The following is a 19,548-nucleotide window of genomic DNA, read 5'->3' as shown; positions in this document are numbered from 1 at the left end:
GCGTGTTTTGCCCTGCTTCGCTGCCGATCGCGCGCGGGATCGCCGTCGCGCCCGGCGGAGGCGGGTCGGCAATCGTAGTCGGCAATCGTAGGCGACCATCGCGGCAGGCAGGCGGCAGGCAGGCGCCGATGTTTCCGGTGTCGACGCGCGCCGGTGCTATGCTCTCGTTCGTTCAAAAACCGCGCATCCCGCGCGACACTCCCTGCCTTTCTTCATGACGACTCTGATCAAGCGCGCGTCCGCCGAGGCCCGCGCATTTCGCCGTAACCGTTCCTCCGTTTCATCCGATTCTTCCGACGAAGGCGCGCGCCTGCCGTCGGGCCGCCCGGATCGCGCGGGCCGCGCCGCCACGCGTGCCCGGACGCGCCGCGCCGACGATTTCGACGCCGCCGTCCTGATCGACGCGCCGCGCAGGCCCCGTTTCGCGCCCGTCACGTTTTCGGAGGAGGGCGGCGTGCGCTACCTGCATTTCGGCACGGAATGGGTGCAGGGCGCGATGCGGCTCAGGAAGCCGCAGCACATCGAGCTCGAATACGCCCAGCAGATGATGGCGTGGCTACTGTTTCTGGCGACGCCCGCGCGCATCGTCCAGCTCGGTCTCGGCGCGGCGGCGCTGACCAAGTTCGCGCACCGCTTCCTGCGCCCGGCGAAGGTCGAGGCCGTCGAGCTCAATCCCGCCGTCGTCGTGGCCGCGCGCACGATGTTCGAGCTGCCGCCCGACGACGCCCGGCTCACGGTGCACGAGCGCGATGCGTGGGACTTCGTCAACGACCGCGCGAATCACGGCACCGTCGGCGCGCTGCAGATCGACGTCTACGACGCGACGGCGCGCGGCCCGGTGCTCGACAGCGTCGCGTTCTATCGGGCCGTGCGCGCCTGCCTCGGCGCGGCCGGTGTCGCGACGATCAATCTGTTCGGCGATCATCCGAGCTTCGTGCGCAACATGAAGCGTCTCAACGAGGCGTTCGAGGGCCGCGTCGTCGCGCTGCCCGAAGTGCACGACGGCAACCGCATCGCGATCGCGTTTTCCGGTCCGTCGCTCGACGTGTCGTGGGCGCGGCTCGAGACGCGCGCGCGCCTGCTCGAGACGAAGCTCGGCCTGCCCGCCCGTAGCTGGGTGAAGGGGCTGCGCGCGACGCCCGGTAATCGCGGCGAGTCGTTCTCGATCTGAGGTGTCCGGTCCGCTGCGCGCCGCGGGCCAGGGCTTTCCCGCCCCGAAGGCGGTGCGGCGTTGCGGGCCGGGCCGTTAATGGTGCACGATAGCCGTTGTCGTCACTACGGTATGGTTGCGCCCCGGGTCGTGTCCCGGCGGCGCGCGATGGCCCGGCACCCATGAATCGCTCCGATCCCTACGTCCACACGCAGCCGGCCGTCGCGCCGGCCCCTCGGCGGCGCTCGCGGTTCGCGCGCATGAAGCGGGCGGTCACCTCGCCGTTCTATCGCTATCGCAACGCGAAGGTCATTCACAGCGTGCGCGTGGGGCTCGCGATGCTTGCCTCGATCCTCGCCACCACGGGCATCGACATTCCGCACGGCATCTGGGCGTCGGTCACGCTGCTGGTCGTGATCGGCGGGCTCCAGCATCACGGCAACATCCGCAAGCGGGCCGCCGAGCGCGCGCTCGGCACGCTGATCGGCGCGTTGATCGGGCTCGCGCTCATCATCGTGCAGGTGCTCACCGATGTCTCGCCGCTCACCTGGGTGCTGATGTCGGTGGTGGCGGGCGTGTGCGGCTATTACGCGATCGGCAAGCCGGCCTACATCGCGCTGCTTACGGCGATCACGATGTGCATCGTGGCCGGCCACGGCGACAACCTCATCGACACGGGCCTGTGGCGCACGCTGAACGTGATGATCGGCATCGTGATCGCGCTGGCGTTCTCGTTCGCGCTGCCGCTGCACGCCACCTACTCCTGGCGTTACGGCCTCGCGGACAACCTGCGCGAGTTCGCGCGCATCTACCGCCGGGTGGTGAGCGGCGAGCCCGTCGATGCCGCCGCGCAGACCAAAACCTTCCAGCGGCTCGGCGAGCGGCTCGTGCAACTGCGCGGGCTCATGCCTTCGGTGGCGAAGGAAATCGACCTGCCGCCCGCGAAGCTCGACGAGATCCAGCGGCTGCACCGCTCGCTCCTGAGCGCGCTCGAAATGATGTCGGACGGCATGGGGCATTACGAGCGCGCGGCGGTGCGCGCCGCGTTCGCGCGGCACGGGGCGGCGGGCGGCGACACGGTGCGCGCGATGCTGCTCGCCACGGCGCGGGCGCTGCGCTTCGGCGGCGCGAACGAGGCGTGGGCCGGCTCCGGCGCGCTGCGCCTGCCGGCGCACGACCCGGCGCCGCCGGAGACGGCGGCGGAGCATGCGAGCCCGCTGCCGCTGGATCTTCAGGGACCGTATTGGCTGGGCCTGCGCGTGGAGGCCCAGGTGGATCAGCTACGCGCGCTGCTGCTCGCGACCGAGTCACACTGGAACATCGAGCGCGCGGCCTGAGCGGCGGTCATGCCGCTTCGGCTTCCAGCCTGGGCCGCGCGCGGTTACGGCGGCGGGGCAGGGACAACGGCGACGGCGACTGCGCGGGCCGTTATTTCAGCCCCTGCCGGATCGTTTCGATCAGGCCTTCGAGCTTGACCGCGTCGGCCGCGAACGTGCGGATGCCTTCGGCGAGCTTCTCGGTCGCCATCGCGTCGTCGTTGAGGAGGAAACGGAACGACGGCTCGCCGACGTTCACGCGCTCGATCGTCTCGCCGGCCGACGCGTCGGCCGAGAGCTTGCGTCCGACCGGTTCCGTGCTGTCGTGGAGTTTTTGCAGCAGCTCGGGGCTGATCGTCAGCAGGTCGCAGCCGGCCAGCTCGACGATCTGGCTCGTCGTGCGAAAGCTCGCGCCCATCACCTCGGTGCGATAGCCGAACTTCTTGTAGTACGCGTAGATCTGCCGCACCGACTGCACGCCCGGATCGTTGGCGCCGCCGTTCTTCGCCTCGTCCCAGGCGCTGCCGGCCGCCTTTTTGTACCAGTCGTAGATGCGGCCGACGAACGGCGAGATGAGCTGCGCGCCGATCTCGGCGCAGGCCGCGGCCTGCACGAGCGAGAACAGCAGCGTCATGTTGCAGTGGATGCCCTCCTTCTGCAGCGCCTCGGCCGCGCGGATGCCTTCCCAGGTCGAGGCCAGCTTGATCAGCACGCGCTCGCGGCCGATGCCGGCCGCCTCGTACAGCCCGATTAGCTGCTTCGCCTTTTCCACCGACGCGTGGGTGTCGAACGAGAGGCGCGCGTCCACTTCGGTCGAGACGCGGCCCGGGATGATCTTGAGAATCTCGGTGCCGAACGCGATCAGCAGATGGTCGATGATCGCGCCGACCGGTTTCGCGGCGTGGTCGCGCACGGTTTTCTCGAGCAGCGGCCGGTAGTCGGCCTTCTGCACGGCCTTCAGGATCAGCGACGGATTGGTGGTCGCGTCCTGCGGCTTGTATTGCGCGAGTTGCTGGAAGTCGCCCGTGTCGGCGACGACGGTCGTGTACTGCTTGAGTTGATCGAGTGCGGTAGTCATGTCAGGCCTTGGGGCGCATGCGCGCCATGATCGAAAATCGGTCGGGCGGCCGCCGTTGCCGGCCGGTCTGCCGCCTGAGGGTGTCCTGCCTCGTCCTGCTTTGCCCCGCCCGTCGTGCGTTTGGGAGGGCGGTGTCCGCTGTCCGGGTCGGGACCGGCGGCGCAAGTCCCATGCCGCCATTCTAGGGCGGATCACCGGACGCTGCGATGACGCAGGCAACCTGCCGTCCGGGCGGCGGTTGTCTGCGCCTCGCATGGCTGAGACGCTCAGGCGCGCCGCGCGTTCAACACGATCTGCGTGACCACGCCCGCGACGAGCCCCCAGAAGGCGGGGCCGATCGAAAGCAGCGTCAGCCCCGAGGCCGTCACCATGAACGTGACGAGGGCCGCCTCGCGCTGTTTGACGTCCTGCATCGCGCTCGCGAGGCCGCTCATGATCGAGCCGAGCAGCGCGAGCGCGGCGATCGAGACGACGAGCGCCGTCGGCAGCGCCGCGAACAGGGCGGCGATGGTCGCGCCGAACACGCCGGCCACGAGATAGAACGCGCCGCACCAGAGCGCGGCCGTGTAGCGCTTGCCGCGGTCCTCGTGGGCCTCGGGGCCGGTGCAGATCGCCGCGATGATGGCAGCAAGATTGATGCCGTGCGAGCCGAACGGCGCGAGCACGAGCGAGGCGAGGCCGGTCGTCGCGATGAGCGGCGAGGAGGGCGTCGTGTAGCCGTCGGCGCGCAGCACGGCGATGCCGGGCACGTTCTGCGAGGCCATCGCGACGACGAAGAGCGGAATGCCGATGCTGACGGTCGCCGCGAGCGAAAACGACGGTTTCGTGAACACCGGATGCGCGAGCGCGACGCGGAAGTGGCTGAAGTCGAGCAGGCCGAGCGCGGCGGCCGCGGCCGTGCCGGCGGCGAGCGACGCGACGACGGCGTAGCGCGGCGCGAGTCGCTTGACGACGAGCCAGGCGAAGAACATGACGAGCACGAGCGGCGTCTGGTACTGCGCCGCGCGGAAGATGCCGATGCCGATCTCGAACAGGATGCCCGCGAGCAGCGCAGCCGCGATGCCGGCGGGCACGCGCCGCATCAGCGCGTCGAACCCGCCCGAGAGGCCGACGGCCGTGAGCAGCAGCGCGCAGACGACGAACGCGCCGATCGCGTCGGCATAGGGCACGTGCGGCAGCGAGGCGACGAGGAGCGCCGCGCCGGGCGTCGACCACGCGACGACGACGGGCGCGCGGAACCACAGCGAGAGCCCGATCGTCGTGACCGCCATGCCGACCGACAGCGCCCAGATCCACGACGAAATCTGCGCGGCGCTCAGGTGCGCCGCCGCGCCCGCCTGGAACATCAGCGCGAGCGAGCTCGTGTAGCCCGTCATCATCGCGACGAAGCCGGCGACGACGGCCGGCACGGACGTGTCCGCGAGCGGCCGCAGCGGACCCGGCTTCGGGGTTGCCGACAATTCGGGGGACGAAGGCGGGGTCATGCTGGGGGTCTCCTGTTCCGGTTCTAAAGGAAGGAGATCATATCAGCCCCGCCGGGTGCTTCAGGCCCGGCGGCGGGCCTGAAGCACGCCGGGCTTCGCGGCCCGTCACCGGCTCAGCGCGCGCATCGCGGCTTCGAGCCCGGCGACGGTCAGCGGATACATCCGGTGGCCGAGCACCTCGCGGATGATCGACACCGACTGCCGGTATTCCCAGAGCCGTTCGGGCTCGGGGTTGAGCCAGGCGAAATGGCGAAAGTGGTCGGCGAGGCGGCGCAGCCAGACTGCGCCGGCTTCCGCGTTGTGGTACTCGGTCGAGCCGCCGGGCTGCAGCACTTCGTAGGGGCTCATCGTCGCGTCGCCGACGAAGATCAGCCTGTAGTCGGGCGGGAAGCGGTGCAGCACGTCCCGGGTCGCGGTGCGCTCGGCATGGCGCCGGCGGTTGTGCTTCCAGAGATAGTCGTAGACGCAGTTGTGGAAGTAGTAGAACTCCAGATGTCTGAACTCGGCCTTCGCGGCCGAGAACAGTTCCTCGGTGCGGCGGACGTGGTCGTCCATCGAGCCGCCGACGTCGAGCAGCATCAGCACCTTCACGCCGTTGCGGCGCTCGGGCACCATCCTGAGGTCGAGCCAGCCCGCGTTGGCGGCCGTGCTGCGGATCGTGCCGGACAGGTCGAGCTCCTCGGCCGCGCCCTCGCGCGCGAAGCGCCGCAGCCGGCGCAGCGCGATCTTGACGTTGCGCGTGCCGATTTCCACCTGGTCGTCGTAGTCGCGAAAGGCGCGCGCGTCCCAGGCTTTGATCGCGCTGCGCTGACCGTTCGCGTCGCCGTCGCCGATCCGCATGCCCTCGGGGTTGTAGCCGCCGTTGCCGAACGGCGAGGTGCCCCCCGTGCCGATCCAGCGGCTGCCGCCCTCGTGGCGCTCCTTCTGCTCGTCGAGCAGTTGCCTCAGGCGCTCCATCAGCTTGTCGAGCCCGCCCAGCGCCTCGACCTGCGCTTTCTGCTCCGGCGTGAAGTCGCGCGCCATGCGCTGCTCGAGCCATTCGCCGGGCACGTCGAGCGCGAGATCCGAGCGCGCCTCGACGCCGCGAAACCACGCGCCGAACGCCGCGTCGAAGCGGTCGAAATACTGCTCGTCCTTCACGAGCGTCATGCGCGCGAGGTAGTAGAACTCGTCCAGCGACGGCGCGATCACGCGTTCGCGGAGCGCCTCGACGAGCGTCAGGAGCTCCTTCACCGAAACCGGCAGTTTCGCGTCGCGCAGCGCGTAGAAGAAGTCGATCAGCATGACGGCGGGCTCCTGTGCCGGATCGCGGCGCCTGGGGCGTGCTCGGGTGGCGTTCAGCTCGACGCGCGCGCGAGCTTGAACGTCAGGTTCGCGCGCACGGCGGGCCACTCGGGCGCGATGATCGAGAACACGACCGTGTCGCGCACCACGCCGTCGCGGCCGATCTGATGGCTGCGCAGGATGCCGTCCTGCTTCGCGCCGAGCCGCGCGATCGCCGCGCGCGACTGCTGGTTCATGAAGTGGGTGCGGAACTCGACGGCGATTGCTCCGAGCGTTTCGAACGCGTGCCCGAGCAGCAGCAGCTTGGCCTCGGTGTTCAGCGCCGTGCGCTGCACGCGCTTCGCGTACCAGGTGTGGCCGATTTCGAACCGGCGATGGGCGGCTTCCACGTTGAAGTAGCGCGTCGTGCCGACGATCTCGCCGGAGGCGAGATCGCGCACCGCGAACGGCATCGCACCGAGCTGCTCGCGCATCGCGAGCGCGGCGTCGACGTAGGCGCGCTCGTTGCCGGGCGTGGGCACGCTCGTGTACCAGAGGTTCCAGAGCGCGCCGTCGGCGGCGGCTGCCGCCAGCCCCGGGGCGTGTTCGGGGGCCAGCGGTTCGAGGCTGACGTGTCGGCCCTGCAGCGTGACGGGTTCGATCCAGCGGCTCATCGTCCGGGTCTCCTGATCGTGGTTGGGGTCGAAAAAATCGTAGGGGGCCGGGCGGCCCGGTCGTGCCGTGTTCAGCGGTGATTGCGGTTCATCTGGACGAGGCGTTCGAAGAGGCTCACGTCCTGCTCGTTCTTCAGCAGCGCGCCCGCGAGCGGCGGCATGGCGGGCCGGCCGTCGGGCGCGCGCAGCGCATCGGCGGGAATCTCCCCGGCGAGCAGGAGCCTCAGCCAGTCGAGCAGCTCGGACGTGGACGGCTTCTTCTTGAGGCCGGCGACGCCGCGCAACTCGAAGAAGCTCTCCAGCGCGGCGCGCAGCAGCTCGCGGCGGATGCCCGGATAGTGGACCTCGACGATGCGCTCCATCGTCGCCGGGTCCGGGAAGCTGATGTAGTGGAAGAAGCAGCGGCGCAGGAACGCGTCGGGCAGCTCCTTCTCGTTGTTCGACGTGATGATGACGAGCGGCCGGTGCTTCGCGCGCACGAGCTCGCGCGTCTCGTAGACGTAGAACTCCATGCGGTCGAGCTCGCGCAGCAGGTCGTTCGGAAACTCGATGTCGGCCTTGTCGATCTCGTCGATGAGGAGCACGGTCGGCGCGTCGGCCTCGAAGGCCTGCCAGAGCACGCCCTTCACGATGTAGTTGGCGATGTCGCGCACGCGCGCGTCGCCGAGCTGCGAGTCGCGCAGGCGCGAGACCGCGTCGTATTCGTAGAGGCCCTGTTGCGCCTTCGTGGTCGACTTGATGTGCCACTGCAGCAGCGGCATGCCGAGCGCGGCCGCCACTTCCTCGGCCAGCATCGTCTTGCCGGTGCCCGGCTCGCCCTTGATGAGGAGCGGACGCCGGAGCGTCGCCGCGGCGTTGACGGCGAGCTTGAGGTCGTCTGTGGCGACGTACTGCGAGGAGCCTTCGAAGCGCATGGCGGACCGCCCGCTTGGGGAAAAGGAAAGCCCAGTATAAGACAGAAGACCGGGCGCGTCGGGGCGCCCCGGCGCGGCGGGCGCGGGCGGCGTGCGCCGCGCTCGTCCGCGCTCGTCCGCGCTCGTCCGCGCTCGTCCGCGCTCAGCGGCTCCCGGGGGCGGCCCTTGATGACCGTCATCGGCCCTCTCGTCGGCCTTCAGTGGCGCGAGGCGCGGCGCTCGATGCGGGCGAGATAGGCGTCGGTGTCGGGCGGCATGCCGCTGCGCTGCGCTTCCCAGATCGTCTCGCCGAGGCACTCCATGATCTCGTGCTGCGCGTCGTGCGCCGAGCCGAGCCGGGCCGCGAGCCGTTCGTGGGCGGCGCGGATGCCGGGCGGCTGGTCGATCGAGAGCTGTTCGCTGATCGCGAGATGCATCGACAGATGCAGGAACGGGTTGGTCTGGCCGCGCTCGGGCGAGTAATCCTCGTCGACGGTCCGCCCGGCGTCGGCGAGCGCGGCGTGATACTCGGGATGCCCGGCGATCCAGTCGGCCGCCATCGATTCGAGCGGCGTGAGAATCTCGCCCGCGCGCTGCTTGCGCCAGGCCTCGGTGAAAAAGCGGCGGACTTCGTCGCGGCTGGGATTGAACATCGTCGGATGCGAAAACGAAAACGTGGGGACGGCGGCGAACCGTCATTCTATGCCGCGCGGCCCGGGGCTGCCGGCCGCGCTTCGGCGCGTGCGATGCCGGCGACGGCCCGGCCTCAGAGGTCGGGCGGCGGCGTCTTGGGCCTGAACTCGCAAAGCGGCTCGATCGCGCAGTGCCAGCATTCGGGGCGGCGCGCCTTGCAGACGTAGCGTCCGTGCAGGATCAGCCAGTGGTGCGCGTCGTGGCGGAACTCGGGCGGCGTGAACTTCTCGAGCCCGGCCTCGACCGCGCGCACGTCCTTGCCGGGCGCGAGGCCCGTGCGGTTCGCCACGCGGAAGATGTGCGTGTCGACGGCGATGGTCGGATGGCCGAACGCCGTGTTCAGCACCACGTTCGCGGTCTTGCGGCCGACCCCGGGCAGGCTCTCGAGCGCCTCGCGCGTCTGCGGCACCTCGCCGGCGTACTGCTCGAGCAGGATGCGGCACGTCGCGACGACGTTCTTCGCCTTCGTCCGGTAGAGCCCGATCGTCCTGATGTATCCGGTCACGCCTTCCTCGCCCAGTTCGACGATTCGCTGCGGCGTGTTCGCGACCGGAAACAGCTTGCGCATGGCCTTGTTGACCGACACGTCGGTGGCCTGCGCCGACAGCATGACCGCGACGAGCAGTTCGAACGGCGTCGTGTATTCGAGCTCGGTGGTCGGGTGGGGGTTCAGGCTCTGCAGCGTTTCGAAGAGGGCGCGACGTTTGTTGGCGTTCATGTTGTCGTTCGGCGTGCTCTGGCGCGTCAGCGCCGGGAAGGTGGGGTGTCCGGGCCGGGTTGGGCGGATGGCGTGTCGTCCGGTGCGTCGTCGCCGTTTCCGGCGTCTTTTGCGGCGCCGATGCCGAGACGGCGCCGCCGCGCTTCGGCGGCGTCGATCTGGGCCTGGACCGCGGCGCTCACGTTTTCGGTGTTGCGCGGGCCCTCGCCGCGCTGCGCGAGGTTGGCCTGTTTCGCGCGCGCGCGCGCCAGCGCGGCCTCGATGATCGCGCGTTTTTTCGCCTCCGCGTCGCTGGGCGCCGGAGCCTCGCTACCGCTCGTCGGCGGTGCCGACGGGGTGGGCGGGGGATCGGCGGGTTTCTCCCGAACGTCGTCGGGCCGGGCCGGCTGGGCGCGGCGCGCGGCGGCTCGCGCCTCGGCCGCGCCGCGCTCGCGCGCCAGCCGCGCGAGGTGCCGGTCGTGATGTTGCCGCGCGTCGTCGGCCTGCGCCTGGGTCCAGGCCTGCCAGCCCGTGGCGTTGCCCGTGACGGGAATCATCGCGATGCAGTCGACGGGGCAGGGCGCGACGCAGAGGTCGCAGCCGGTGCAGCGGTCCTTCACGATCGTGTGCATCTGCTTCGGCGCGCCGACGATCGCGTCGACGGGGCACGCCTGCATGCAGAGCGTGCAGCCGATGCAGAGGGTCTCGTCGATGAACGCGACGGGCCGGGGACGCTCGGCGCCGTGGACCGGATTGATCGGGATGACGGGGCGGCCGAGCAGGCGCGCGAGCCGCGCGACGCCTTGCGCGCCGCCGGGCGGGCACTGGTTGTAGTTCGCGGTGCCGGCGGCGATGGCTTCGGCGTAGGGCCGGCAGCCGTCGTAGCCGCACTTCGTGCATTGCGTCTGGGGCAGCAGATCTTCGATGCGATCTGCGAGGGTCTTGGAATCGGTCACGGTCAACACATCCGGGCAGGCCGCCCGGCGCGCCGTCCGGCCGGCGCGGCGCGCCTTCGGGTCCTGCTCGCGCCGCCTGTGCCAAAGACCGCATTATCGCCGATTTCCCCAATTGCCATCGGTGGGCCATATGCCATAATCAAAACGCTTTAATGAAAGACCGTAGGAAAGCAGGCGCTGCGCGCGCGGGGCGGGAGGCCCGGCGGCGCCTTTCCGGAAAACGCGGCTTGTAAAGCGACTGGCCACCATGAATCAGCCGAAAATCAAAAGAGATCCTGAAGGCACGCGCCGCCGCATTCTGCTTGCCGCGGCGGAGGAGTTCGCCGGCGGTGGCCTGTTCGGCGCGCGCGTCGACCAGATCGCCCGCCGCGCCGAAACCAACGAGCGCATGCTCTATTACTACTTCGGCAGCAAGGAGCAGCTCTTCACGGCCGTGCTCGAGCACGCGTTCGGTGCGCTCACCGAGGCCGAGCGCACGCTCGACCTCTCGGGGCTCGCGCCCGTCGAAGCCGTCACGCGGCTTGCCCATTTCGTTTGGGACTACTATCGCGATCACCCGGAGCTGCTGCGGCTCGTGAACAACGAGAACCTGCACGAGGCGCGCTACATGCAGAAGTCGCCGCGCATCCGCGAGATGATCTCGCCCATCGTCGCCACGCTCGGCGGCATTCTCGAGCGCGGCGAGGCGGCGGGGCTCTTTCGCGCCGGCGTCGATCCGCTGCGCCTTTACGTGACGCTCTCGGGCATGGGCTACTACGTGGTGTCGAATCGCCATACGCTCGCCGCCACGCTCGGCCGCGACTTCAGCGAGCCCGACGAACGCGCCGGGATCGTCAGGCTGAACACCGAGCTGCTGCTTGCGTACCTGATGCGCCGGCCCGCAGCGGACTGACGGCGCGGCGCCGCGTTGTGCGGGTCGGCCGGAGAGAGGGCCGGGCGGGTTGGCGGCCCGGTTGTCGTTCGCGCGCCGCCGTCGCGCGCTTCAGGCCGTCACGTCCTCGGCGGCGTCGCGTCTCGCCGTGCTCTCGTGCCGCTGGATGAAGTCGCGCAACTGCGGGTAGATGATCGTGCGCCAGCGGCGTCCCGCGAAAATGCCGTAGTGGCCGGACTTCTCGACCGTGAGGCGATGCCGGTTCTGTTCGGGGATGCTGCTGCACAGGTCGTGGGCGGCGTGCGTCTGGCCGCTGCCCGAGATGTCGTCGAGCTCGCCCTCGATCGTGAGGAGTGCCGTTCGCGTGATGTCCTGCGGACGCACGCGCTCGCCTGCGACGTCCCACGTGCCCTCGGCGAGACGGAACTCCTGGAACACGATGCGGATCGTCTCCAGGTAGTACTCGGCTGCCATGTCGAGCACGGCGTTGTATTCGTCGTAGAAGCGCCGGTGCGCCTCGGCGTCCTCCTCGTCGCCGCGCAGGAGGCTTTTGTAGAAGTCCCAGTGCGAGGCCGCGTGGCGCTCCGGATTCATGGCGACGAACCCGGTGTGCTGGAGAAAGCCCGGATAGACCTGGCGGCCCTCGCCCGGATAGTTCGACGGCACCGGGTAGATCACGTTGTTCACGAACCACTCGTGCGAGTGCTGGGTGGCGAGCGAGTTGACCGAGGTCGGGCTGCGCCGCGCGTCGATGGGGCCGCCCATCATCGTCATCGTGAGCGGCGTGTCCTCGCCGCGGCTGGCCATCAGCGAGATGGCCGCGAGCACGGGCACCGTGGGCTGGCACACCGAGATCACGTGCAGGTTGCGCGCGCCGATGTGGCGGATGAACGCCTGGATGTAGGCGACGTAGTCGTCGAGATGGAACGGTCCCGCCTCGAGCGGCACCATTCGCGCGTCGATCCAGTCCGTGATGTACACCTTGTGATCTTGCAGCAGCGTGCGCACGGTGTCGCGCAGCAGCGTCGCGTGGTGGCCCGACAGCGGCGCGCAGACGAGCACGACGGGCTCGTCCTTGAGTTGCGAGACGGCGCCGGTGTCGTCCGCGTAGCGCTTGAAGCGCAGCAGCCGGCAGAACGGCTTCTCGACGATCGTCTGCTCGACGACGGGGATGTTGAAGCCGTCCTTGACGATCTGGTGAATGTCGAACTCCGGCTTCTCGTAGTCCTTGCCGAGCCGGTACAGCAGCTCGTAGCCGGCCGCGAGGCGGGCCGCGCCCGGCACGAGGGAGAGCGGGCTGGCGGGATTGGAGAACGATTTCGACGCCGCCTGGGCCCAGGCGGTCAGCGGGCTCAGCAGCGCGCGCTGGTATTCGTGGATCTGGTAGAGCATGGGCGCTCCAGCATAGGGCGGCGCGGGCCGGGCGCGGCGGCGCTGCCCTGGCGGATGCGGCCCCGACAAAGGGGATCGGGTATTTTTCGGCTTCGGGCCTTGCGCCGATCATATCGGAGTGCGCAGGGTGGTGCAATGCAACACTGGCGGCGCGCGCGGGCGCTTTTCTGATGCTTTCCCGCCACCCTGGGGCGTTGCTTGCCGCGCGGCCTTCGAGGCCGGGTCCGGCGGGCCGGCCGGGACGGCGTTCAGGTCGTGAGATCGGCGTCGGGCGCGGTCTCGGCGTCGACTTCCTCGCGGGCCGGATGACCTGTCGCGCTCGCCATCTCCTGCTCGTGCCGCATCAGGTTCAACCCCGTGTGCACGAGCGCGACGTGCGAGAACGCCTGCGGGAAATTGCCGACGAGCCGCCCGGCGACGGGGTCGTACTCCTCGGCGAGCAATCCCACGTCGTTCGCGAGCGCGAGCAGCCGCTCGTACATCGCGCGGGCCTCGTCCATGCGCCCCTGCAGCGCGAGGTTGTCGACGAGCCAGAAGCTGCACGCGAGGAACGTGCCTTCGCCGGGCGGCAGGCCGTCGTCGAAGCCGGTCGTGCGATAGCGCATCACGAAACCTTCGTGGAGCAGCTCGCGCTCGATGGCGGCCACGGTGCCGACGGCGCGCGGGTCCGCGGCCGGCAGGAAGCCGACGAGCGGGATCAGGAGCAGGCTCGCGTCGAGCTCGGTGCCGCCGTAGACCTGCGTGAACGTGCCGAGCGCGGCGTTCCAGCTATGCTCGCAGACCGTCGCGTGGATCGTCTCGCGTTCGGCGCGCCACGCGTCGAGCGGCGCCGGCAGGCCGAAGGTCTCGGCCGAGGCGATCGCGCGGTCGAACGCGACCCAGGCCATCACCTTCGAGAACGTGAAGTGCTGGCGACCGCCGCGCGTCTCCCAGATGCCCTCGTCGGGCTCGCGCCAGATCTGCTTCAGGTGCTCGAGCATCGCGCACTGGATCGACCAGGCGGTGTCGTCCGCCTGCAGGCCGCCGATGCGCGCGAGGTGCAGCGCGTTCATCACCTCGCCGTAGACGTCGAGCTGGAGCTGGCCGACCGCGTTGTTGCCGATGCGCACGGGCCGCGCGCCTTCGTAGCCCGGCAGCCATTCGACCTCGAACTCGGGCAGGCGCCGTTCGCCCGCGATGCCGTACATGATCTGCAACTGCTCGGGCGAACCCGCCATCACGCGGCCGAGCCAGACGCGCCAGGCGCGCGCCTCGTCGTAGTGGCCGCCGCGCATCATCGCGAGCAGCGTGATGGTGGCGTCGCGCAGCCAGCAGTAGCGGTAGTCCCAGTTGCGCGTGCCGCCGAGCTGCTCGGGCAGCGAGGTCGTGGGCGCGGCGACGATGCCGCCCGTCGGCTCGTAGGCGAGCGCCTTGAGCGTGATGAGCGAGCGGCGGATCGGCGCGGCCCAGCGGCCTTCGACGGTGCCGCGCGAGGACCACTCGTCCCAGAAGTTCTCGGTGCGCGCGAGCGCCGTGTGCGGGTCGCGCGGCGGCGGAATGCGCAGATGCGAGGGCGCGTAGGAGAGCGAGAACGGCACGCGCTCGCCGGCCTTCACCTCGAACTGCGCGACGGTGCGCATGTTCTCGCCCTGCAGGTCGACGGGCGTGCGCAGCACGGCCGTGTCGGGACCGACCGTCGCCTTGAGGCCGTTTTCGTAGGTGAGGCGGCTCACCCAGGGCACCGAGAAGCCGTAGTCGAAGCGCAGCACGAGCTCCATGTGCATGCGCACGGTGCCGCGCCGGCCGATCACGATGCGCACGAGCTCCGACCAGCCGTTGCCGGGCGGCATGAAGTCGACGAGCGTGACCGCGCCTTCGGGCGTTTCGAAATCGGTTTCGAGAATCAGCGTCTCGCCGCGGTAGCGGCGCGTGATCTTCACGTCGGCCGATTCGGCCTCGGGGGCGATCAGCCAGCGGCCGTTGTCCTCGGTGCCGAGCAGCGCGGCGAAGCACGCGCCCGAATCGAAGCGGGGCCAGCAGAGCCAGTCGATCGAACCGGCGCGGGACACGAGCGCGGCCGTGTGGCCGTCGCCGATCAGGGCATAGTCTTCAATGAGAGCAGGCATGGCGGGCGCTCGAAATGTCGGGACGGGCAATGCGATGCGGTGCACGCACAGCTTAGAGGTTAGGGGGCGGCATGCGCAACGCCGTTTTGCGGTTTTCGCGTGCCGGCGGAACGCGCGAGCCGGGCAGGACGGCTTTGACGCGCGGCGTTTCCCTTTTGATGACCGGTCGGGCAGCCGTTTGGTTCGCGGTTCCGTGCGCGCGCCGGGCGCCTCGCGGCGGCGCCGCGCCCGCCGGGCGCGGGATTCACGCCTTGGGCGGAGTGGCCGCCCAGGGCGAGGCATGAGCGTGCCCATGTCCCTTCCCGCGCGGACCCCGTCGGTTTTTGTCGGCTAAATGAAGGGTTGCCGGGCGGATCGCCGCCGCCCGACGTCCTTCGCCCGGAACCGCCCGGAATCTATTCCGCCGGTCCCGGCGCCAGCACCTCGCGGCTGCCGTTCAGGCTCATGGCCGAGACGAGCCCCGCCGTCTCCATCTGCTCGACGAGCCGCGCCGCGCGGTTGTAGCCGATGCGCAACTGCCGCTGCACCGACGAAATCGACACGCGGCGCGTGCGCACGACGAACGCGACGGCCTCGTCGTAGAGCGGGTCGGCCTCGGCGTCGGGCGCGTCGCCGAACAGGTCCGGCTGCACGCCGTCGGCGGCCGGGCCGTCGAGAATGCCTTCCACGTATTCGGGCTCGCCGAACTGCTTGAGGTACTCGACGACCTGATGCACCTCCTCGTCGGCGACGAACGCGCCGTGCACGCGCTGCGGGTAGCCGGTGCCAGGCGGCAGGAACAGCATGTCGCCCTGGCCGAGCAGCGACTCGGCGCCCATCTGGTCGAGGATCGTGCGCGAGTCGATCTTCGAGGACACCTGGAACGCGACGCGCGTCGGAATGTTCGCCTTGATGAGGCCCGTGATGACGTCGACGGACGGGCGCTGCGTCGCGAGGATCAGGTGGATGCCGGCCGCGCGCGCCTTCTGCGCGAGCCGCGCGATCAGCTCCTCGATCTTCTTGCCGGCCACCATCATCAGGTCGGCCAGCTCGTCGATCACGACGACGATCGTCGGCAGCGGCGAGAGCGGTTCGGGCGCGTCGGGCGTGAGCGAGAACGGGTTGCCGATCTTCTTGTCCTGCTTTTCGGCGTCGCGGATCTTCTGGTTGAAGCCCGCGAGGTTGCGCACGCCGACGGCCGACATGAGCCGGTAGCGCTTCTCCATCTCGCCGACGCACCAGTTGAGCGCGTTCGCGGCGAGCTTCATGTCGGTGACGACGGGCGCGAGCAGATGCGGAATGCCTTCGTAGACCGACAGCTCCAGCATCTTCGGATCGATCATGATGAGCCGCACGTCGGCCGGCGTCGCCTTGTAGAGCAGCGAGAGGATCATCGCGTTGATCGCCACCGACTTGCCCGAGCCGGTCGTGCCGGCGACGAGCATGTGCGGCGCCTTCGCGAGGTCGGCGACGACGGGCAGGCCGACGATGTCCTTGCCCATCGCGAGCGTGAGCTTCGACTCGGAGCGCTGCCACGGCGCCGATTCGAGGATCTCCGAGAGCCGGATCATCTGGCGGCGCGCGTTGGGCAGTTCGAGCCCCATGCAGGTCTTGCCGGGAATCGTCTCGACGACGCGGATCGACGTGAGCCCGAGGCCGCGCGAGAGGTCCTTCATGAGCCCGACGATCTGGCTGCCGCGCACGCCGAGCGCGGGCTCGACCTCGAAGCGCGTGATGACGGGCCCGGCCGACGCGCCGACGACCGTCACCGGCACCTTGAACTCCTGGAGCCGCTGCTCGATCAACTGGCCGGTTTCGGCGAGCCTGGCCTCGGAGACGGGTTCGACGTCGGTCGAGGCGGGTTCGAGCAGGTCGAGGGGCGGCAGCTCGACCGCCGAGGCGGCGAGTGGGCGGAATTCGAAGCTCGCCGGCGCATGGCCGCTCACGCGCGGGGCGGCCGGCGGGGCTTCGTTGTCGGGCGCTGCGGCGGGTTCGTTGGCCGGGGCCGGCGTGTCCGGCGCTTCGCGAGACGCGAGGCGCGGGAACGGGGCGCTGTCCGGCAGCGGTTCCGCGGATTCGGCGGGATTCGTCGGCGTCGGCGCGGCGGTTGCCGTCCGCGCAGGCCCGGCGTCGTCGTCGGGCGGTTCGGCGCTTGCCGTCGGCGTGGCCTGATACGCGGGCATTTCGGGCACGACGGGCGCCGGATCGGGGGCGCTGTCGGCTAACGTCGGCGGGGCGGTCGGGGTGGTTGTGGCGCTGGGCGTCGGAGGCGTGGCCATGGCCGCTTCGGCCGTCGGCAACGGCTCGGGGGCGGACTCGGTGAACGCCGGTGTTGCCGTCGGTTTGGGCCGAGCCCCGACTTCGGCCGCTTCGTTATCGGCCGTCGCCACGGAATCGGGCAGCGGTGACGTTTCGATCGCGCCGGCTTCGCGGCCTGAGCCGGCCGCGGCGGCTTCGGGCGACGGCGCATCGTCGTCGAGCAGAACCCACGGCAGCGGTGCCGCGCGAGTCGTGTCGGCGGCTGGGGCCGATTCGACCGGCGTCGCGGCGAGGACGGCAGGCAAGGCGGCGGCGCTCGCGTGAGCCGTCGCGGTTGCAGGGAGAATCGCCGTGGCCGCCGTCAGCACGGCATTCGCCGTCGTCGCGACGGTTGAGGCCGGCATTCCGGTCGGCACGCTGCCCAAAACGGAAGCCGGGACGGCGCCGATCGACGGCACGTCGGGCACGCCAGCGCGGCGGTCGGCGCCGGAACCTGCGAGCGTGGCCCAGCGCGCCGCGTTCTTTTCGATCGTGCGCAGCGTTTCGCGCACGTCGGCCGACATTTCGGGGCGGGGCCGCGCGTCCGGCGCCGGGTCGGTCCGCGAGAAAGCCGGTGCGGCCGGAGACGATTCGGCGGCCCGGTTCGGCGTCGGCGCGGCGGGCGTTGCATTCGTCGCCTGGCGGGCCGATTTCGTCGGCCACACGAACGGACGGGGCGGCTTGGGGCGCTGCGCGGGCGGCACGGCCGCCGCCGCCCGCGCAGCGGTGCTGCCGGCGACGGGCGCCGGTCCGCTGCGGGCGCGCGGCGCGGCGGGGACGAACGGCGACGGTTCGATCGGCGTGGCCGGCGGCGCCGCGAAATTGCGTGGTGGCGGCATACCGGCCGACGCGACGGCCGCGTTCCCGGCCGGCACGCTGCTGCGCGCGGTATCCGGACGCCACGTGTTGGGGGTGGCAGGGCGGCCGGTCGTTCTCGCGCCGGGGGCATTTCCGGCCGCGCCTGCCGCGTTCGTCGTGCCCGCGTGACCCGTCGGCGTACGCGCCGACGGCCCTTGCGTTGCGGTCGGCGTTGCGCGTTGCCACCCGGCCGTCGCAATGGGTTTGGTGCGCTCGGCACGTTCCCACGGCGCGATCACGGTTGCGTCGAATGTCGGTTCGACGGGGAAAGGGGCCGTCCCGGATGCAGCGGCGGGCGTTGCCGCCGTCCCGGCGAGGCCGGCCGCGGCAGCGGCCGCGCCGGCTTTCCCCGGGTGTTTGCGCGGCGGCGCGCGCCAGACGGTCGGCCGCACGCGACGCTTGCTGTCGCGCCAGCCGCCGCCGGTCGTCGGGAAGGTCGCGCCCGGGAAGGCGATCGCCGTGGCCGGAGCGTCGTCGGCCTCGTCGCCCGTCCTGTCGTGGCGGCTGTCGTAACGACGACTCACGCGCCGCTCCGGCCGCTCGCGCCGCTCGCCGCGCAGGCGCCGCGCGCCGATGCCGAGCCCGAGTCCCAGCGACAGGTCGGCCCAGGCCAGCAGGTCCATCCAGCCGAAATCGAACAGCAACGGCAGGCCGACCGCCAGAAGCAGCGCCATGACGAGCGGCGGCGCGACATGGCCGAGCCCTTTCGAGAGCAGGCCGCCGACGAAGTGGCCGAACGCGTCGAAACCCGCGAGATTCGTGAACAGCCCTTCGAGCACGCAACTGGCGAACAGCACTCCCGCGAAGCCGAGCCACAGCCGCGTCGTGCCGGGCCCGCGCAGGCCGGCGCCGCCCGGCAGAACGGCCCTGACAAGGCGCCAGACGAGGGGAAGGAACCAGACGGCCGACAGGCCGAACCAGCCGGGGACAACCGTGTGCATGCCAGAAAACGTCAACGAATGGAGGAAGGGCAACCTGCCGAGTGTAACCGGAGCGGCGTGCCGCGCCGAAGTCGGGACGATGTCGCGAGCGTGTCGGCCCGGCGCGCGCGGGGCCCGCCCCCGCCGCGGGAAAAAGGCCGGCCGCGGGCGCCCGCGAGGCGGGGTGCGCCCAGCTCGCGCTTCACTGGCCGCGCTGCGCGAACGTCAGACGGTCGCCGTTCGCGAGCAACAGCAGCAATTGCCGGGGCGCTCGCATCTGCACGCCGGTGCGCGAGATGTGGGCGAGCGCGTCCAGATACGGTTGCTCGATCTCGCCGCCGGCGCCGACGCAGGCCATGCGCGTGCCGGCGAGCGGGCCGAACGACAGCAGCCCGTTTTTCAGCGTGTAGGTGCCGGCATAGCGGTTGCAGCCGGAAAAGCCGCTGGCGTGCCGCTGGCCCGTCGCCGTGGAGAGATCGAGCGTGACGGGCCGACCCGTGCCGTTCGCTCCGTCGTCTGCCTTGTCGCCGGGTTTGCCGGCCGCGCCGGGCTGGCTGTTCGAATCCGCCGGCGCGCCGGGCACCGCCAGCAAGGTGCCGTCGGCATGCTTCCATTCGACCAATTGCCACCGGGTGTTGTCGAGCAACTGCGTGGCGGCGGGGTTGAACGGATCGGGCGGCGGCGCCGAGGCGTCGGGATGAGTGGGCAGGACGCAGGCCGCGAGCGGCGCGGCCGCGATGAGCGGCATGGCGCGGCGCGCGACGCAGGATGCGATCCGGCCGGCAAGACGGCGCGCGCGGAAGCCTCGGTGCATGACGACGATCCTCTTCGGTCTGGCGAAGGCGTAAGGGTAACGCAGTCGCGGGGCGCGACGCGAGCGCGAACGTCGCCCGGCGCATGGCGCATGGCGCATGGCGCGAC

15 protein-coding genes are annotated in these 19,548 nt (G+C 70.6%); 3 read left to right on the top strand and 12 right to left on the bottom strand.

The window, feature by feature from the left end; all coding sequences use genetic code 11:
• Window positions 1-214 precede the first annotated feature (214 nt).
• Together CY652_RS15385 and CY652_RS15380 are read left to right on the top strand one after the other, a co-directional pair.
• Window positions 215-1,171: a spermidine synthase gene (locus CY652_RS15385; RefSeq protein WP_102131580.1), complete on the top strand. Its 957-nt coding sequence runs from the start codon at window positions 215-217 to the stop codon at window positions 1,169-1,171.
• Window positions 1,172-1,332: 161 nt separating this feature from the next.
• On the top strand, window positions 1,333-2,487 hold the full coding sequence (locus CY652_RS15380) for an FUSC family protein (RefSeq protein ID WP_308410388.1): 1,155 nt from the start codon (window positions 1,333-1,335) through the stop codon (window positions 2,485-2,487).
• 91 nt (window positions 2,488-2,578) lie between these two features.
• Here the strand turns inward: CY652_RS15380 and tal are convergent, their stop codons facing one another.
• The 8 genes from tal to rsxB form a co-directional block, all read right to left on the bottom strand.
• Entirely contained in the window at window positions 2,579-3,544 is a 966-nt protein-coding gene (gene tal, locus CY652_RS15375) for a transaldolase (RefSeq protein WP_102131579.1), read from the bottom strand.
• 266 nt (window positions 3,545-3,810) lie between these two features.
• On the bottom strand, window positions 3,811-5,028 hold the full coding sequence (locus tag CY652_RS15370) for a benzoate/H(+) symporter BenE family transporter (RefSeq protein ID WP_102131578.1): 1,218 nt from the start codon (window positions 5,026-5,028) through the stop codon (window positions 3,811-3,813).
• A 105-nt stretch (window positions 5,029-5,133) separates the two neighbouring features.
• Window positions 5,134-6,312, bottom strand: coding sequence for a vWA domain-containing protein (locus tag CY652_RS15365; RefSeq protein ID WP_102131577.1), 1,179 nt, complete (start codon window positions 6,310-6,312; stop codon window positions 5,134-5,136).
• A 53-nt stretch (window positions 6,313-6,365) separates the two neighbouring features.
• Window positions 6,366-6,965: a GNAT family N-acetyltransferase gene (locus CY652_RS15360; protein ID WP_102131576.1), complete on the bottom strand. Its 600-nt coding sequence runs from the start codon at window positions 6,963-6,965 to the stop codon at window positions 6,366-6,368.
• A gap of 71 nt (window positions 6,966-7,036) precedes the next feature.
• A complete protein-coding gene (locus CY652_RS15355) occupies window positions 7,037-7,879 on the bottom strand; it encodes an AAA family ATPase (protein ID WP_102131575.1) in 843 nt (280 codons plus the stop codon).
• Window positions 7,880-8,076: 197 nt separating this feature from the next.
• On the bottom strand, window positions 8,077-8,511 hold the full coding sequence (locus CY652_RS15350; RefSeq protein ID WP_102131574.1) for a DUF1841 family protein: 435 nt from the start codon (window positions 8,509-8,511) through the stop codon (window positions 8,077-8,079).
• Window positions 8,512-8,624: 113 nt separating this feature from the next.
• Window positions 8,625-9,269 (bottom strand): endonuclease III, encoded by a 645-nt coding sequence (nth, locus tag CY652_RS15345; RefSeq protein ID WP_102131573.1) that lies wholly within the window; start codon window positions 9,267-9,269, stop codon window positions 8,625-8,627.
• A gap of 26 nt (window positions 9,270-9,295) precedes the next feature.
• Window positions 9,296-10,204, bottom strand: a complete 909-nt coding sequence (gene rsxB, locus CY652_RS15340) for an electron transport complex subunit RsxB (RefSeq protein ID WP_102131660.1) — start codon at window positions 10,202-10,204, stop codon at window positions 9,296-9,298.
• Between the two features lie 247 nt (window positions 10,205-10,451).
• Between rsxB and CY652_RS15335 the strand changes: the two genes are divergently transcribed.
• Window positions 10,452-11,096 (top strand): TetR/AcrR family transcriptional regulator, encoded by a 645-nt coding sequence (locus CY652_RS15335; protein WP_102131572.1) that lies wholly within the window; start codon window positions 10,452-10,454, stop codon window positions 11,094-11,096.
• 90 nt (window positions 11,097-11,186) lie between these two features.
• On the opposite strand, the gene CY652_RS15330 is transcribed toward CY652_RS15335, so the two are convergent.
• The 4 genes from CY652_RS15330 to CY652_RS15315 form a co-directional block, all read right to left on the bottom strand.
• Window positions 11,187-12,467 (bottom strand): polyhydroxyalkanoate depolymerase, encoded by a 1,281-nt coding sequence (locus CY652_RS15330; protein WP_102131571.1) that lies wholly within the window; start codon window positions 12,465-12,467, stop codon window positions 11,187-11,189.
• Between the two features lie 248 nt (window positions 12,468-12,715).
• Window positions 12,716-14,572: a glycoside hydrolase family 15 protein gene (locus tag CY652_RS15325; protein ID WP_102131570.1), complete on the bottom strand. Its 1,857-nt coding sequence runs from the start codon at window positions 14,570-14,572 to the stop codon at window positions 12,716-12,718.
• 395 nt (window positions 14,573-14,967) lie between these two features.
• Complete coding sequence (locus tag CY652_RS15320) at window positions 14,968-18,648, bottom strand: FtsK/SpoIIIE family DNA translocase (protein ID WP_102131569.1); 3,681 nt, start codon at window positions 18,646-18,648, stop codon at window positions 14,968-14,970.
• Window positions 18,649-18,829: 181 nt separating this feature from the next.
• A complete protein-coding gene (locus CY652_RS15315; RefSeq protein WP_102131568.1) occupies window positions 18,830-19,441 on the bottom strand; it encodes an META domain-containing protein in 612 nt (203 codons plus the stop codon).
• Window positions 19,442-19,548: the final 107 nt, after the last annotated feature.

Origin of the sequence: Burkholderia sp. WAC0059, assembly GCF_002870125.1 — a bacterium.
Lineage (GTDB): Bacteria > Pseudomonadota > Gammaproteobacteria > Burkholderiales > Burkholderiaceae > Paraburkholderia.
The sequence above is the reverse complement of the archived record's forward strand: the minus strand, read 5'-3'. Positions and strand labels throughout refer to the sequence as shown.

Coding starts and splice junctions, on each gene's coding strand:
- CY652_RS15385 (WP_102131580.1), top strand. CDS start 215: ATGACGACTCTGATCAAGCGCGCGTCCGCCGAGGCCCGCGCATTTCGC.
- CY652_RS15380 (WP_308410388.1), top strand. CDS start 1,333: ATGAATCGCTCCGATCCCTACGTCCACACGCAGCCGGCCGTCGCGCCG.
- tal (WP_102131579.1), bottom strand. CDS start 3,544: ATGACTACCGCACTCGATCAACTCAAGCAGTACACGACCGTCGTCGCC.
- CY652_RS15370 (WP_102131578.1), bottom strand. CDS start 5,028: ATGACCCCGCCTTCGTCCCCCGAATTGTCGGCAACCCCGAAGCCGGGT.
- CY652_RS15365 (WP_102131577.1), bottom strand. CDS start 6,312: ATGCTGATCGACTTCTTCTACGCGCTGCGCGACGCGAAACTGCCGGTT.
- CY652_RS15360 (WP_102131576.1), bottom strand. CDS start 6,965: ATGAGCCGCTGGATCGAACCCGTCACGCTGCAGGGCCGACACGTCAGC.
- CY652_RS15355 (WP_102131575.1), bottom strand. CDS start 7,879: ATGCGCTTCGAAGGCTCCTCGCAGTACGTCGCCACAGACGACCTCAAG.
- CY652_RS15350 (WP_102131574.1), bottom strand. CDS start 8,511: ATGTTCAATCCCAGCCGCGACGAAGTCCGCCGCTTTTTCACCGAGGCC.
- nth (WP_102131573.1), bottom strand. CDS start 9,269: ATGAACGCCAACAAACGTCGCGCCCTCTTCGAAACGCTGCAGAGCCTG.
- CY652_RS15335 (WP_102131572.1), top strand. CDS start 10,452: ATGAATCAGCCGAAAATCAAAAGAGATCCTGAAGGCACGCGCCGCCGC.
- CY652_RS15330 (WP_102131571.1), bottom strand. CDS start 12,467: ATGCTCTACCAGATCCACGAATACCAGCGCGCGCTGCTGAGCCCGCTG.
- CY652_RS15325 (WP_102131570.1), bottom strand. CDS start 14,572: ATGCCTGCTCTCATTGAAGACTATGCCCTGATCGGCGACGGCCACACG.
- CY652_RS15320 (WP_102131569.1), bottom strand. CDS start 18,648: ATGCACACGGTTGTCCCCGGCTGGTTCGGCCTGTCGGCCGTCTGGTTC.
- CY652_RS15315 (WP_102131568.1), bottom strand. CDS start 19,441: ATGCACCGAGGCTTCCGCGCGCGCCGTCTTGCCGGCCGGATCGCATCC.